This is a genomic window from Pseudomonas sp. AOB-7 (genome assembly GCF_003696305.1).
Classification (GTDB): Bacteria; Pseudomonadota; Gammaproteobacteria; order Pseudomonadales; family Pseudomonadaceae; genus Aquipseudomonas.
On record NZ_RFFK01000001.1, the window covers coordinates 660,966 to 676,868 of the forward strand.

10 protein-coding genes are annotated in these 15,903 nt (G+C 66.8%); 5 read left to right on the forward strand and 5 right to left on the reverse strand.

The window, feature by feature from the left end:
* Positions 1-18 precede the first annotated feature (18 nt).
* Together hrpA and EA796_RS03180 are read right to left on the reverse strand one after the other, a co-directional pair.
* On the reverse strand, positions 19-4,056 hold the full coding sequence (gene hrpA, locus EA796_RS03175) for an ATP-dependent RNA helicase HrpA (RefSeq protein WP_122107499.1): 4,038 nt from the start codon (positions 4,054-4,056) through the stop codon (positions 19-21).
* A gap of 125 nt (positions 4,057-4,181) precedes the next feature.
* Entirely contained in the window at positions 4,182-4,685 is a 504-nt protein-coding gene (locus tag EA796_RS03180; RefSeq protein ID WP_021444434.1) for a MarR family winged helix-turn-helix transcriptional regulator, read from the reverse strand.
* Between the two features lie 86 nt (positions 4,686-4,771).
* Here EA796_RS03180 and EA796_RS03185 point away from each other — a divergent pair, with 86 nt between their 5' ends.
* On the forward strand, positions 4,772-5,674 hold the full coding sequence (locus EA796_RS03185) for a DMT family transporter (RefSeq protein ID WP_122107500.1): 903 nt from the start codon (positions 4,772-4,774) through the stop codon (positions 5,672-5,674).
* 71 nt (positions 5,675-5,745) lie between these two features.
* Here the strand turns inward: EA796_RS03185 and fadD1 are convergent, their stop codons facing one another.
* The gene (gene fadD1, locus EA796_RS03190) at positions 5,746-7,434 is read right to left on the reverse strand and encodes a long-chain-fatty-acid--CoA ligase FadD1 (protein ID WP_122107501.1); all 1,689 of its coding nucleotides are present in this window, start codon (positions 7,432-7,434) and stop codon (positions 5,746-5,748) included.
* Between the two features lie 403 nt (positions 7,435-7,837).
* Positions 7,838-9,526: a long-chain-fatty-acid--CoA ligase FadD2 gene (fadD2, locus tag EA796_RS03195; RefSeq protein WP_122107502.1), complete on the reverse strand. Its 1,689-nt coding sequence runs from the start codon at positions 9,524-9,526 to the stop codon at positions 7,838-7,840.
* A gap of 182 nt (positions 9,527-9,708) precedes the next feature.
* Between fadD2 and EA796_RS03200 the strand changes: the two genes are divergently transcribed.
* The 4 genes from EA796_RS03200 (at position 9,709) to codA (ending at position 13,260) form a co-directional block, all read left to right on the forward strand.
* A complete protein-coding gene (locus EA796_RS03200; RefSeq protein WP_122107676.1) occupies positions 9,709-10,443 on the forward strand; it encodes an ABC transporter substrate-binding protein in 735 nt (244 codons plus the stop codon).
* 63 nt (positions 10,444-10,506) lie between these two features.
* Positions 10,507-11,457: an alpha/beta hydrolase gene (locus tag EA796_RS03205; RefSeq protein WP_122107503.1), complete on the forward strand. Its 951-nt coding sequence runs from the start codon at positions 10,507-10,509 to the stop codon at positions 11,455-11,457.
* The gene (locus EA796_RS03210) at positions 11,454-11,924 is read left to right on the forward strand and encodes a MaoC family dehydratase (RefSeq protein WP_021444428.1); all 471 of its coding nucleotides are present in this window, start codon (positions 11,454-11,456) and stop codon (positions 11,922-11,924) included. Before EA796_RS03205 ends, EA796_RS03210 begins: the two co-directional genes overlap by 4 nt.
* 100 nt (positions 11,925-12,024) lie before the next feature.
* The gene (codA, locus tag EA796_RS03215) at positions 12,025-13,260 is read left to right on the forward strand and encodes a cytosine deaminase (RefSeq protein ID WP_122107504.1); all 1,236 of its coding nucleotides are present in this window, start codon (positions 12,025-12,027) and stop codon (positions 13,258-13,260) included.
* A 115-nt stretch (positions 13,261-13,375) separates the two neighbouring features.
* Here the strand turns inward: codA and EA796_RS03220 are convergent, their stop codons facing one another.
* Positions 13,376-15,799: an EAL domain-containing protein gene (locus EA796_RS03220; RefSeq protein WP_256679072.1), complete on the reverse strand. Its 2,424-nt coding sequence runs from the start codon at positions 15,797-15,799 to the stop codon at positions 13,376-13,378.
* Positions 15,800-15,903 lie beyond the last annotated feature (104 nt).

Sequence of the window (15,903 nt, forward strand, 5' to 3'; positions counted from 1 at the left end):
GGCTCTGCCCTCTCGGCATCAGGCCTCGACCTGACTCCACTGCTTGCTCAGGCGCTTGTCCGACACCGCCATCTTCGTACCCAGCTGCTGGGCGAACAGCGACACGCGGTATTCCTCCAGCATCCAGCGATACAGCGTCAGCTCGGGGTCGCGCTTGCCTTCCTGGGCGTGCTTGGCCGCACGCGCCTGGTACTGCTGCCAGTAGCCGCTCAGCTCGCCGGTCCATACGCGGTCACGCTGCACCTGGGCGCCGACCTTGTCCAGGCGCTGCTCGATGGCCTTGAGGTAACGCGGGATTTCCTTGAGCCACTCGCCCGGCGTCTCGCGCACGAAACCGGCATAGACCAGGTTCGCCAGCTGCTGCTTGATGTCGTTGAGCGCCATGGCCTGGGCCAGGTCGATCTTGCCCTTGAAGCGCTTCTGCAGGCCATGGTGCAGCTTGAGGATCTCCAGCACCTGGCGGGCGATGCGTTCGGCGTGGGCCGTCCAGTCGCCGCGCTTGCGCTCGGCCAGTTGCGCCAGGGCGGCGCCGTCGCGCGGCAGGCTGGCTTCGCCATCGAGGATGCAGGCGTCCAGGCTGGCCAGCAGGATGTCTTCGACCAGCGCCTCGACGCGGCCGATCTCGCGGTAGAGCAGGCCCAGTTCGGTCAACCCCGGCAGCTTGCCGCGCAGGAACTTGGCCTGCTCGGCCAACTGTTGAAGGAGCAGACGTTGCAGGGCGCGGCGGTGCTGGAAGTCGGCTTCGGCCTGGGTCGGGAAGCGCCCTTCCTTGACCACACCCGCCTCCTCCACCAGCGCCGGGTAGACGGTCATGGAGAGGCCGGCGATCTTCTGCTGGGCCTTCTCGGCGACCTCGGCGAAGGCCTTGGCCTCCACCGCTTTCGGCTTGTCGCTCTGCTGCGGGATGGCCAGCGCGGCCTGGCTGGCCTCGGCGAAACGCGCGGTCAACTCGGCCAGGTCGCGGCCTTCGCCGAGGAACTTGCCGTGGGCGTCGACCACCTCGATGTTCATCTTCAGGTGGTTTTCCAGCCCGGCAGCGGCCTCGGCCCAGGCCTCGTCGGAGACCCGCACGCCGGTCATGCGCAGCAGCTCCTGGCCCAGCGCCTGCGGCAGCGAGCCCTGGCCGAACACCAGCTTGTCCAGCGCCGCGCCGACGAAGTCCGGCACCGGCACGAAGTTCTTGCGCAGCGCCTTGGGCAGGCCGCGCACCAGGGCGATGCACTTGGCTTCCAGCAGCCCCGGCACCAGCCATTCGAGGCGCTCGGGTTGCAGTTGCGGCAGCAGCGGCGCCGGCACGCGCAGGGTCACGCCGTCGCGCGGATGGTTGGGCTCGAAGTGGTAGCTCAGCGGCAGTTGCAGCTCGCCGATGCGCAAATTGTCCGGGTACTGCGCGGCGGTGACGTCCTTGGCGTCGCGCGCCAGGGCGTCCTCCTCGCGCATGATCAGCAGCCCGGCGTCGGCGGCGCTGCCCTTCTTGTACCAGGCCTCGAAACTGGCGGTCTGGTAGATGTCCTGTGGGATGCGCGCGTCGTAGTAGCCGAACAAGGTCTCTTCATCGGCGAGGATGTCGCGGCGGCGCGACTTGGCCTCCAGCTCGTCGAGGCGTTCGAGCAACTGGCGGTTGGCGGTCAGGCAGCGCACCCGGCTGTTGATCTCGCCGCGCACCAGGCCCTCGCGAATGAACAGCTCGCGCGAAACCATCGGGTCGATGGGGCCGTAGTGCACCGGGCGGCGAGCGACCACGATCATGCCGTACAAAGTGACCTGCTCGAAGGCCACCACCTGGCCGCGCTTCTTCTCCCAGTGCGGCTCCAGATAGTTCTTCTTCACCAGATGGCCGGCCAGCGGCTCGATCCAGTCCGGCTCGATCCTGGCCACCATGCGGGCGAACAGCTTGGTGGTTTCCACCAGCTCGGCGGCCATCACCCAGTTGGGCTTCTTGCGCCCGATCACGCTGGACGGGTGAATCCAGAAGCGCCGCTGGCGCGCGCCGAGGTAGTCGCCGTCCTCGGTCTTCTGGCCGATCTGGCTGAGCAGGCCGGCGAGAATGGCCTTGTGCACGGCGGCGTAGTTCTTCGCCCGCACCGCCGCCTCGCTGACCTCGGCCTGCTGGCGGGCGATGGCGTTGACGCGGGTGTCCTTGGTCGGTTGCGGGGCCTTGCTGTCCGCCGGCTGTGGTTCGCGGCTGAGGCCGCTCCGACCGATGCCGCGTTCGCCTTCGAGCTTCAGCTCGCGGACGATCAGCACCAGCTGGCGGTGCGCATCGCGCCATTCGCGCAGGCGCATGTAGTTGAGGAAGTTCTTCTTGCACCAGCTGCGCAGCGGGTTGGCGCCCAGCGCCTGACGCTGCTCCTCGAAACCGCGCCAGAGGTTGATCAGCGCGGCGAAATCCGAGTCCACGTCTTTCCACTGCGCGTGCGCCTGGTCGGCGGCCTGCTGGCGGTCCATCGGCCGCTCGCGCGGATCCTGCACCGATAGAGCGCTTGCGACTATGAGGATCTCCTCCAGGCTGCCCTGCTTGGCGCCTTCGAGCACCATGCGGCCCAGGCGCGGGTCGATGGGCAGGCGCGCCAGCTGGCGGCCGATGGGCGTCAGCTGGCTTTCGCGATTGACCGCCGACAGCTCCTGCAAGAGGTTGAAGCCGTCGCTGATGGCCTTGCCGTCTGGCGGCTCGATAAAGGGGAAGTCCTCGATGCTGCCCAGGCGCAGGTGCAGCATCTGCAGGATCACCGCTGCCAGGTTGGTGCGGAGGATTTCCGGGTCGGTGAATTCCGGGCGGCCGAGGAAATCCTCCTCGCTGTACAGACGGATGCAGATGCCCGGCTCGACCCGCCCGCAACGGCCCTTGCGCTGGTTGGCGCTGGCCTGCGACACCGGCTCGATGGGCAGGCGCTGCACCTTGGCGCGGTAGCTGTAGCGGCTGATACGCGCGGTGCCGCTGTCGATCACGTAGCGGATGCCCGGCACGGTCAGCGAGGTCTCGGCGACGTTGGTGGCCAGCACTATCTTGCGTCCCGGCATCGGCGCGAAGATCTTCTGCTGCTCGGCCGGGGTCAGTCGTGCGTACAGCGGCAGCACCTCGGTGTGGCGCAGGTTGGCCTTGCGCAGCACCTCGGCGGCCTCGCGGATCTCGCGCTCGCCGGGCAGGAACACCAGCACGTCGCCAGGACGCTTGCCGACCTCGCGTTCATGGGCGGCGATCTCGTCCAGCGCGGCGAGGATACCCTGGTCGATGGAGAGGTCGTCGAGCAGGCGCTCGCCCTCCTCGTCCACCTCGGCGGCCAGCGGCCGGTACCAGGTGTCCACCGGGTAGGTGCGGCCGGACACCTCGATGATCGGCGCATCGTTGAAATGCTTGGAGAAGCGTTCCAGGTCGATGGTCGCCGAGGTGATGATCAGCTTGAGGTCGGGCCGACGCGGCAGCAGGGTCTTCAAATAGCCGAGGAGGAAGTCGATGTTGAGGCTGCGCTCGTGCGCCTCGTCGACGATGAGGGTGTCGTACTTTTCCAGGAAGCGGTCGTGCTGGGTCTCGGCCAGCAGGATGCCGTCGGTCATCAGCTTGATCAGCGTGCTGTCGGTGCTCTGATCCTCGAAGCGCACCTGGTAGCCGACCAGCTCGCCCAGCTTGGTGCCGATCTCCTCGGCCACCCTTGTCGCCACGCTGCGCGCGGCCAGGCGCCGCGGCTGGGTGTGACCGATCAGGCCGTGCACGCCGCGGCCCAGCTCCAGGCAGATCTTCGGCAACTGGGTGGTCTTGCCCGAGCCGGTCTCGCCGGCGATCACCACCACCTGGCTCTTCTCCAGCGCGGCCTTGATCTCGTCGCGCTTGGCGGCGATCGGCAGCGCGTCGTCGTAGCGCATCGGCGGTACGCTCCGCTGGCGCGCCAGCACCTTGGCGCAGGACGCCTGGAAGCGCTCCAGCCACTGCGCCAGCTTGGCCTCGTCCGGTTTTTTCTGCAGCTCGTGCAGTTGCCGGCGCAGGCGATGGCGGTCGGCCTGCAGGGCCTGGTCGAGGTTCTTGTGCAGTTGGTCGAAGCTGAGGCTGGCGTCGGTCATCGGAGCCGTGCTGGGTCTGTCGTCGGGAAATCAGCCGGCGATTGTCGCAGATTGCGCCACGCCCGCGTAGGGCGGCCGCTCATGGCATTAGCAAACGGTCCGCCGATGGGTACTAGCACAGCACATCAATCCTCCGCTCGCGGACCAAGTCCCGCCAGCAGCTTGCCGGTCAATTCATGCAACGCCCGCTGCTCGTCGGCGGTCAATCCTGAGAGCACGCGCTGCAGGTTGGCCACGTGGGCGGCGAGCATGCCGTCGATCAGTTCGAAACCGGCCGTGGTCAGTGCCACCAGCACGCCGCGGCGGTCACTGGGATGCTTGCGCCGCTCGATCAGCCCAGCCTTTTCCAGGCGATCAATACGGCTGGTCATGCCGCCCGAGGAAATCATCGCGCTCTCGTACAGTGCCGTGGGCATCAGCGCAAAGGGCTCGCCCGCCCGACGCAGGGTGGCGAGCAGGTCGAACTCGCCGGCCTGCAGCCCGTGCTCGGCGAAGAACGGCAGCAGATGATCACGACTGATTATCTGGTTGAGTTCGCCCAGACGGCCGATAACCGCCATGGAAAATCCGTCCAGATCGGGGCGCTGCTGCTGCCACTGCTCGGCAGCCAGTTGTGCGCGATCGTGCATGTCGCCTCCAATTTATCTTGCCATCAAGATACTTTTCAAAAAGAATGTTGCCATCGTAGCGTATTCCCCACCAAGGAGGCATCTGCATGACAGGCACCCACTTCCGGCCGCTTCCGGCCCTGGCCCTGCTTCTGGCCATCGGCGCCCTGCTAGGGCTGACCGGCAACCTGGTGAAGCTGGCCGGCAATGCCGGCTGGCAACCCATGGCCTACCTGCTCTGGAGCCTGATCGGCGGCGGCCTACTATTGCTCCTGTTTGCTTGGCTGCGCGGCGAGCGGCCGGGCCTGAGCCCGCCCCTGCAGCGCTATTACCTGGGCTCGGGGCTGCTGAGCATCGCCTTGCCCAACGGTCTGCTGTTCAGCTCGATCAGCCATGTCGGTGCCGGCTTCGCCTCGATGTGCCTGGCCTTTCCACCGCTGATCACCTATCTGCTGGCCCTGGCACTGCGCATGGAAGGTCTCAGCCGTATCCGCCTGCTGGGCATCTGCGTCGGCCTGCTCGGCAGCCTGCTGCTGGCGCTCGGCAAACTCAACAGCGGCGACAGCCCGATGCTCTGGGTATTGGCCGCGCTCTGCGTGCCGGTTTTCCTGGCACTGGGCAATGTCTATCGCTCGCGCTACTGGCCCAGCGGCGCCAGCCCGCTGTCGCTGGCGCCGGGCATGCTGCTCGGCGGCGCCGCGCTGCTGGTGCCCATGGGATTGTTCGGCATCGAGTTCTCACCGCGCCTGGACAGCGTGACGGCAATCATCCTGCTGATCGCGCAGATGCTGCTGTTCGCCGCCATCTATGCGCTGTTCTTCGTCCTGCAGAAACTGGCCGGCGCGGTGTTTCTCAGCCAGATCGGTTCGGTCGCGGCGATAGTCGGCGCAGCCATCGCCATCGGCCTGCTCGGCGAGCGGGGCAGCCTGACGATGCTGCTGGCCGCCCTGTGCATCGTCGGCGGCGTGCTGCTGGTGGCCTGGCGCGGGGCGCAACAGGTGCAGGGCTGACCATGTTTCCCCAGTAGGGTGCCCAATAAAAAACGCCACTCGAAGGTGGCGTTCTCATCAACTGGCGCGAATCACTTCTTGCCCAGCTTCTTCAGCTCTTCGTCGCGCAGCTCGCGGCGCAGGATCTTGCCGACGTTGGTGGTCGGCAGCACGTCGCGGAACTCGACGGCCCTGGGCACCTTGTAGCCGGTGAGGTTGGCGCGCATGTGCTCCATCACCTGCTCCTTGGTCAGGCTCTCGCCCGGCTTGACCACCACGAACACCTTGATCGCCTCTCCGGATTTCTCGTCCGGCACGCCGATGGCGGCACATTGCAGCACGCCCGGCAGGGTCGCCAGCACGTCTTCCAGTTCGTTCGGGTAGACGTTGAAACCGGACACCAGAATCATGTCCTTCTTGCGGTCGACGATGCGCAGGTAGCCGTCTTCCTGGATCAGGCCGATGTCGCCGGTCTTCAGCCAGCCGTCGGCGTCGAGGATCTCGTCGGTGGCTTCCTGGCGCTGCCAGTAGCCCTTCATCACCTGCGGGCCCTTGACGCACAGCTCGCCGATCTCGCCGATGGCCAGTTCCTGACCCTCGTCGTTGATGATCTTGCACAGAGTCGAAGGCAGCGGAATGCCGATGGTGCCGAGCTGGATGGCGCTGAACGGGTTGACCGTGGCCACCGGGCTGGTTTCGGTCATGCCGAAGCCTTCGCAGATGGCGCAGCCGGTGACTTCCTTCCAGCGCTCGGCGGTGGCCAGCTGCAGGGCCATGCCGCCGGAGAAGGTGGCCTTCAGGCTGGAGAAGTCCAGCTTGCGGAACTCCTCGTTGTTGCACAGGGCGACGAACAGGGTGTTGAGGCCAACGAAACCGGTGAAACGGTACTTGGCCAGGTCCTTGACCACCGCCGGCAGGTCGCGCGGATTGGTCAGCAGGATGTTGTGGCCGCCAATCAGCATCATCGCCATGCAATGGAAGGTGAAGGCGTAGATGTGGTACAGCGGCAGCGGCGCGATCAGCACCTCGCAGCCTTCGTCCAGGTTGGCGCCCATCAGCGCCTTGACCTGCAGCATGTTGGCCACCAGGTTGCGGTGGGTGAGCATGGCGCCCTTGGCCACGCCGGTGGTGCCGCCGGTGTACTGCAGCACGGCGATATCGGCGTTGCTCGGGCTGGCTTCGTTGAAGCTCTGGCCGCGGCCCTTGGCCAGGGCGTCGTTGAGCTTGACCGCCTGCGGCAGGTGGTAGGCCGGCACCATCTTCTTCACGTGCTTGATCACGGCATTGACCAGCAGGCGCTTGAAGGTCGGCAGCATGTCGCCGACTTCGGTGACGATCACGTGCTTGACGCCGGTCTTGGGCACCACCTGCTCGGCCAGGTGGGCCATGTTGGCCAGGCAGATCAGCGCCTTGGCGCCGGAGTCGTTGAACTGATGTTCCATCTCCCGCGCGGTGTACAGCGGGTTGGTGTTGACCACCACCAGGCCAGCGCGCATGGCGCCGAACACCACCACGGGGTACTGCAGCACGTTGGGCAGCTGCACGGCGATGCGGTCGCCGGGCTTGAGGTCGGTATGCTTTTGCAGGTAGGCGGCGAAATCACCGGAGAGCTGGTACATCTCGCCGTAAGTGATGGTCTTGCCCAGGTTGCTGAAAGCAGGCTTGTCGGCGAAGCGTTGGCAGGACTCCTTCAGCACCGCGAGGATGTTCGGGTACTGGTCGGGATTGATTTCGGCAGCAACCCCAACGGGATACTTGTCCTTCCAGAAGTTTTCGGTCATGGAAGCCCACTCCTAAGCAACAGCTGATCTTCACCGCGCGCAGGCGGTTGTTTGTTGTGTGTTTAGCTCGCTTTTCCATGGGCCAGACGCCCCGAAAGCGCGCCGAGAGTAGCAGCTTTGCCAAAGGCCGACCAGCACCCAACCTGGGCCGCGCAGTTATAAAAGTGACTAAAATAGACCGACCGGTCACAAGCAGTTCACCCCGCCTGAAAACCAGGCAGCGCCTCTAGCTCGCCTATTGCAGCGCACATCGCCGATGTCTTGGGCGGGCGCGAAGGGGGATTGCGCTCGATGAAAGGCGTCCGAACCTCATCCGCTCGGTTACCAAATCACCACAAATGGAATGCCGTCACGGCATGGAAGGCGGGAGCTCCTCCGCCGGAACGACGGAGGAGCTTGCGGCTCAGGCGATGTCGCGCAGTTCGCGACGCAGGATCTTGCCCACCGGGGTCATCGGCAGGGCGTCCTTGAGCACGATGTGCTTGGGCACCTTGTAGCCGGTGAAGTTTTCCTTGCAGTAGGCCTTGAGCTCTTCGACCGTGACGCCGCCGTCGCGCGGCACCACGAACAGCTTGACCACCTCGCCGGATTTCTCGTCCGGCACGCCGATGGCCGCGCAGCTGGCGACTTTCGGGTGGGCCATGACCACGTCCTCGATCTCGTTGGGGTACACGTTGAAGCCGGAGACGATGATCATGTCCTTCTTGCGGTCGACGATGCGCACGAAGCCGTCCGGGTCGATCACCGCGATGTCGCCGGTTTTGAACCAGCCCTCGGCGTCGAGCACCTCGGCAGTGGCTTCTTCGCGCTGCCAGTAGCCCTTCATCACCTGCGGGCCCTTGATGCACAGCTCGCCGCGCTCGCCCAGCGGCATCTCGTTGCCGTCGTCGTCGATCACCTTGAACGCCGTGCCCGGCACCGGGATGCCCACGGTGCCCAGGCGCGCCTTGTCGCCATAGGGGTTGGTGCTGGCCACCGGCGAGGTCTCGGTGAGGCCGTAACCTTCCACCACGGTGCAGCCGGTCATCGCCTGCCAGCGCTCGGCGGTGGCCTTGACCAGGGCGGTGCCGCCGGAGTTGGTGACCTTGAGGTTGGAGAAGTCGAGGTTCCTGAACTCGGGGTGATCCATCAGCGCGACGAACAGGGTGTTCAGCCCCAGCAGCGCGGAGAACTTCCACTTGCCCAGTTCCTTGACGAAGCCGGGAATGTCGCGCGGGTTGGTGATCAGCACGTTGTGGTTGCCGTTGACCATCATGCACATGCAGTTCGCGGTGAAGGCATAGATGTGGTACAGCGGCAACGGCGCGATCATGATCTCCTGGCCCTGCTTCATCAGCGGCTTGCCGTCGTCGCCCAGCTGCGACAGGCAGGCGTCGACCTGCAGCATGTTGGCCACCAGGTTGCCGTGGGTGAGCATGGCGCCCTTGGCCACCCCGGTGGTGCCGCCGGTGTACTGCAGCACGGCGATGTCGTCATGGCTGGCCTTGACCGGGGTCAGCGCCTGGCCGTGGCCCTGCTTGAGCACCTGCTTGAAGGCAATGGCCTGGGGCAGATGGTAGTCGGGCACCATCTTCTTGACCTTCTTCACCACAGTGTTGACCAGCCAGCCCTTGAGGCTCGGCAGCAGGTCGCCCATCTTGGCTTCGATCAGGTAATCGATCTCGGTGTCCGGCAGAACTTCCTGCACCAGCTTGCCGAACATGTTGAGGTAGACCAGCGCACGCACGCCGGCGTCCTTGAACTGGTGGCGCATCTCGCGCGCGGTGTACAGGGGGTTGGTGTTGACCACGATCAGCCCGGCGCGCATGGCGCCGAACACGGCGATGGGGTACTGCAGCACGTTGGGCATCTGCACCGCGATGCGCTCGCCCGGCTTGAGGTCGGTGTGCTTCTGCAGGTAGGCGGCGAAGGCCGCGGACAGGCGATCGAGCTCGGCGTAGGTCAGGGTCACACCGAGGTTGCTGAACGCCGGGCGGTCGGCGAACCTCTTGCACGAGCGCTCGAACACCTCGATGACCGACTTGTAGCTGGCCAGGTCGATGTCGTTGGGCACGCCGGCCGGCCGTTTGTCGCTCCAGAAATCAGGTTGCATTGTTGTTGTCCTCTTCCCCTGAAATGGTCTGGCCCGCGCTGCGGGACTGCCCGGAAAGTAGCAGCTCGGCGCCGTTGCGCAAATAGCTCGAAGGCGTCATTGATGGGCTGAATCTCGCAGCCCACCCGGCACTTTCGTTGCGCAACATCTATGATGAGCGCTCCAGCCCGAACTCGAACTCGATGCCGCCACTCGCCCTACTCGCCTGCCTACTCCTGCTGACCTGCGCCCTGGCCCAGGCCGAGCCCGGCCCGCGCCTGGCCACCCTGGAGTACCCGCCCTACGCCTCGCAGCAACTGGACGACGGCGGCAGCATCGTCGCCCTCACCCGCCGCGCCTTCGCCCTGCGCGGCTACGCGGCGCACATCGATTTTTTGCCCTGGGCGCGGGTGCGCGCCGAACTGCGCAACGGCACCTACCAGGGCGCGCTGGCGCTGTGGCCCCGGGAGATCGGCGAAGAAGGCCTGATCGCCTCGCGCCCGCTGTTCTACAGCGAACTCGGCCTGTTCGTCCGCCAGGGCCACGAGCTGCGCTTCCAGCGCCTGCAGCAACTGGCCGGGCAGAAGCTCGGCATCGTCCGCGGCTACGGCTACCCGCAGCGCATCCTCGACGCCGGGCTGGTGCTGGAGGAAGCGGTGGACGACATCAGCAACCTGCGCAAGCTGCACGCCGGGCGTTTCGACCTGGTGCTGCTGGAGCGCCGGGTCGGCGAATACCTGATCGCCGGCGACCCGCAACTGCACGGCCAGCTGCGCTGGCACGGCCGCGCCCTGGAGCGCATCCCGCTGCTGGTGGGCTTCGTCCCGGCGCAGCCGGGGCAAACCGACTGGAGCGCGATCTTCGAGCAGGGCCTGCGCGACCTGCATGCCAGCGGCGAATACATGCAGATCCTGCGGCGCCACAGCGCCAATCCCTGACAGGCTTTGCGCCGCACGGTGCGCGGTGCACAATGCGGCCAACTTCCGGCACAAGGATTCGCCATGCGCCACGACGCATTCACCCTGAACGCCAGCGACGGCCAGCCGCTGCAGGTCAACCACTGGCATGCCGAGCAGCCGCCGCGGGCGGTGGTCATGCTCGCCCACGGCATGGCCGAGCACAGCCTGCGCTACGCGCGCCTGGCCGAGGCGCTGGTGGCGGCGGGTGTGGCGCTCTATGCCCTGGACCAGCGCGGCCACGGCCAGAGCGCGGCGCACGGCACGCTCGGCCACTACGCCGACGAAGGCGGCTGGGACAAGGTGGTCGGCGACCTGGCCACCCTCAACCACCATATCCGTCAGCAGCATCCGCAGGCGCCGATCTTCCTGCTCGGCCACAGCATGGGCAGCTACATCGGCATGGCCTACCTGATGGGGCACAGCTGCAGCCTGCAGGGCGCGGTGCTGTCCGGCTCCAACTACCAACCAGTGGCGCTATACCGCATCGCGCGGCTGATCGCCGGCTTCGAGCGCTGGCGCCTGGGCCCCAAGGGGCGCAGCAAGCTGATCGACTGGCTCTCCTTCGGCTCGTTCAACAAGGCGTTCAAGCCCAACCGCACCGCCTTCGACTGGCTCAGCCGCGATCCGGCCGAAGTGGACAAGTACGTCGCCGACCCGCTGTGCGGCTTCGTCTGCACCACCCAGCTGTGGTGCGACCTGCTCGACGGCCTGCAGCAGATCACCCCGCCGGCCAACCTGGCGCAGATCGACGCCGACCTGCCGCTGCTGGTGATCGGCGGCGCGCGCGACCCGGTCAGCGACGGCAAGCGCCTGGGCCACCTGGCGAATGCCCTGCGCCAGGCCGGCATCAAGGACGTGCAACTGAAGATCTACCCCGAGGCCCGCCACGAGCTGCTCAACGAGAGCAACCGCGGCGAGGTCACCGCCCACCTGATCGACTGGCTGCAGCAGGCGCTGAGCCACAGTCGGCAACCTCGCAAGGAGTCCCCATGACCCAGGTCACCAATATCCCCTATGCCGCCCTCGAAGTCGGCCAGCAGGCCAGTTTCGAGAAGCGGGTGGAAGAGCGCGACGTGCAGCTGTTCGCCGCCGTTTCCGGCGACAACAACCCGGTGCACCTGGACGCCGCCTTCGCCGCCGAGACGCTGTTCAAGGAGCGTATCGCCCACGGCATGTTCAGCGGCGCGCTGATCAGCGCAGCGATCGCCTGCCGCCTGCCCGGCCCGGGCACCATCTACCTCGGCCAGCAGCTCAAGTTCACCCGCCCGGTGAAGCTCGGCGACAGCCTGACGGTGCAGCTGGAAGTGCTGGAAAAGCTGCCGAAGAACCGCGTGCGCATCGCCACCCGCGTGTTCAACCAGGACGGCAAGCAGGTGGTCGACGGCGAAGCCGAAGTGCTGGCGCCGGCCAGCGAGCAGACCGTGACCATGCCGGCCATGCCGCAGGTGAGCATCGGCTGACGGCCTGCCAAATGCCGGGACCCGGTGCCGAGCCCCTGCTCGGCACCTTATGCGCCACCCTCAGCCGCCAGGCTGACCGCCGCCCCTGGAGCCCGCCCCTATGATCATCCACAATGCCCGCCTGCGCGGCCGCGACGGCCTGCAGCGCATCACCCTGGACGGCGCGCGTATCGCCGCCATCGACGCCCAGCACGCCCTGCATCCCATAGCAGAAGGCGACCTGGACGCCGCCGGCAACCTGGTCGTGCCGCCCTTCGTCGAACCGCATATCCACCTCGACGCCACCCTCACCGCCGGCGAGCCGACCTGGAACCTGAGCGGCACGCTGTTCGAGGGCATCGAGCGCTGGGCCGAGCGCAAGGCGCTGGTCACCCATGAAGACACCAAGACGCGCGCCAAGAAGACCATCGACATGCTGGTCGACCACGGCATCCAGCACGTGCGCACCCACGTCGACGTCACCGACCCGAGCCTGGCCGCGCTCAAGGCCATGCTCGAAGTGCGCGAGGAAACCCGCCAGCTGATCGACCTGCAGATCGTCGCCTTCCCCCAGGAGGGCATCGAGTCGTACGCGGGTGGCCGCGCGCTGATGGAACAGGCCATCGCGCTGGGCGCCGACGTGGTCGGCGGCATCCCGCACTTCGAGAACACCCGTGACCAGGGCGTGGCCTCGATCAAGTTCCTCATGGACCTGGCCGAACGCACGGGCTGTCTGGTGGACGTGCATTGCGACGAGACCGACGACCCCAACTCGCGCTTTCTCGAAGTGCTTGCCGAGGAAGCCCGCGTACGTGGCATGGGCGCGCGGGTCACCGCCAGCCACGCCACGGCGATGGGCTCCTACGACAACGCCTACTGCTCCAAGCTGTTCCGCCTGCTGAAGCTGAGCGGCATCAGCTTCGTCTCCTGCCCCACCGAGAGCATCCACCTGCAGGGCCGCTTCGACAGCCACCCGAAACGCCGGGGCCTGACCCGCGTGGCAGAGATCGACCGCGCCGGGATGAACGTCTGCTTCGGCCAGGATTCCATCGTCGACCCCTGGTACCCGCTGGGCAACGGCAACATCCTGCGCATCCTCGAAGCCGGCCTGCACATCTGCCACATGCTCGGCTACGACGACCTCAAGCGCAGCCTGGACCTGATCACCGACAACTCGGCGCGCGCGCTGAACCTGGGTGAAGGGTATGGGCTGGAAGTGGGCCGTCCGGCCAACCTGCTGATCCTCTCGGCGCCGGACGATTATGAGATGCTGCGCAGTCAGGGCCATGCGCTGGTATCAATCCGCCACGGCAGGGTGCTGATGCGCCGCACGCCGGCGCGGGTCGAACGGGCCTGATGCTTGGCTGAAGGGGGCGGCCACGCAGTGCTGCCGCCGGAGCGGTCTCGGCCGCGAAACCGATGCCGAGCCTCGCTGCGCCCCACGGGAAATACGCCGGTCGTAGGGGGCTTGCTCAGTGCCAGGCCGACAGGGCTTCCCAGGCGCGGAACTTGTCGCCGGGCAGCGGCTGGCTGATCGAGAAGCCCTGGGCGATGTCGCAACCGAAGTTGCCCAGACGGGTCAGGGTCTCCTGGTTCTCCACGCCTTCGGCGACCACCTCGAGCTCGAGGTTGTGCGCCAGCTCGACGATCGAGCGCACGATCTTCGCCGAGTCATCGTCGTCGCTGAGCATGCGGGTGACGAAGGACTGGTCGATCTTCAGCGAATCCACCGGCAGCTTCTGCAGGTAAGCCAGCGAGGAGTAGCCGGTGCCGAAGTCGTCGATGGTCAGCCGGGTGTCGAGGTTCTTCAGTTGGGTCAGGGTCTCCAGCGCCGCGACCGGATCGTCCATCAGCGCGCTTTCGGTCAGCTCGAATTCGACCCAGTTCGGCTCGGCGCCCCAGGTGGCGAAGGTGCCGCGAATGCGTTCGAGCAGCTTGGGGTCGCGCAGGTCGTGGGCCGACAGGTTGACCGAAACCGGTCGCTCGTCGCCTTCCTCGCGCCAGGCGTAGCTCTGGCCCAGCGCGGCATCGAGCACCCAGTAGGTGAGCGGGGTGATCAGCCCGGCGCTCTCGGCCAGCTTGATGAAGTCGTTGGGCGGCAGCAAACCATGCTGCGGATGCTGCCAGCGCACCAGGGCCTCGCTGCCGCACACCTTGTTGGTGGCGATCTGCAGTTTCGGCTGATAGTGCAACAGCAGCTGGTTGCCGTCGATCGCCCGGCGCAGTTCGCTCATCAGGGTCAGGTGCTGGGCGCATTCGCGGTCCATCCCGCCCTGGAACAGCGCATAGCCGGTGCTGGAACGCTTGGCCTGATCCATGGCGCTGGCCGAGCGGCGGATCAGGGCGTCCGGATCGGTGCCGTGGCCGGGATAGAGGGCGATGCCGATGCTGGCGCGGGTATCGAGCAGCAGCCCGCTCAGGTCGATCGGTTCGTACAGCGCCACCAGGATCTTCTGCGCCAGTTGCGACGCCTGCTCGGCGCCGCCGCTGGGCATCAGCACGGCGTACTCGCTTTCGCCGATGCGCGCCAGCCTGTTGCCGGCGCCCACCGCCTGTACCAGGCGGGCGGCGATGGCCTGCTGCAGGCGGTCGCCTTCGCGATAGCCGAGGGTTTCGTTGATCGCCTGGTTGCGCCCGACCTCCAGTTGCAACAGACCGAGCGCCCGGTGTTCCTGCTTGGCTTCGGCGATCGCAGCTTCCAGTAACTCGCGCAGGCGCAGGCGGTTGGGCAGGCCGGTCAGCTCGTCGGCATAGGCCATGCGCCTGATGGTCGCCTCGGCCTGCAGCGCCCGATCGCGGGTGCGCAGGGTGGCGATGCCGAAGCCCAGATCGTTGGCGGTGGCGAACAGCAACTCGACCTCCTGCTCGTCGAAGGTGTCGCTCGCTGCGGCCATGATCACCAGCTTGCCGATCAGCCGGTCGTCCACTCGCAGCGGCAGCACTATGGTCGCCGCGAAGCCGTGCTCCTTGGCCTCGTCTCTCAGGAACCCGTCCACCGGCTCCTCGGGGAGGTTGCGGATGACCAGTGGCCGGCCGCCCTCGAGCCGGGCATCGACTCGCTGGATGTAGGCTTGGCCCTCGGCACTGGCGGCCCAGGCCTCGGCCCGCGCGAGGAAACCGTGATCGTCGCCGGCGTAGGCGACCTGGCGTACCGGCTCGGCGGGGTCTTCCTGGCGATAGGCGACCCAGGCCAGGCGGTAGCCGCAGTCGACCACCAGTACCCGACAGACTTCCTTGAGCAGCGCGGATTCGGCGTCGGCGTGGATCAGCGCATGGTTGACCGCCACCCGCGTCGACAGGGCGCGATTGAGGCGCTGGATCTCCTGCTCGGCCTGGATGCGACGCGCCTTGCCGCGCAGGGTCTCGAGGCCGAAGGCCAGGTCCTCGGCGGCCTCGCTGAGCAACGCCATTTCCTGCGGGCCGAAGGCATCGGGTTCCGGCGCGCCGATGCCGAGGGCACCGAAGATCCGCCCTTCGACCCGCAGCGGCAGCGACATCACCGAGGCGATGCCGTGCTGGATGGCGCCTTCGCGCCAGGGCGCGGTGTTCGGGTCGGTCAGCAGGTTGTGGGTCAGGCTCAGCTGGCCGGTGCGGATCGCGGTGCCGGAGGGGCCGTGGCCGCGTTCGTTGTCGCCCCAGGAGATATTCAGCGAGTCGATGTAGGTCCGTTCGACCCCGGCATGGGCCAGGGGGGTGACGGTTTGCGCCGGATCGTGCTCGGCGCGGCCGACCCAGGCCAGGCGGTAACCGGCCTGCTCGACTATGACCCGACAGATCTCCTGGAGCAGGCTGGCTTCGTTTTCGGCGCGCAGCAGCGCCCGGTTGCAGCCGCTCAAAGTGCGCAACGCACGGTTAAGGCACAGGTGTTCCTGGTGGGTGGAACGCGACGTTGGCACGGCTTGCCTCCGACTCATGCACGACCTGGCTTGAGTATAGAGCTGCCGCCCGGGCACCGGGTTCCGCTGGCCGGACGGTACGCGGTGGCCGCCGGTGTCGCCCC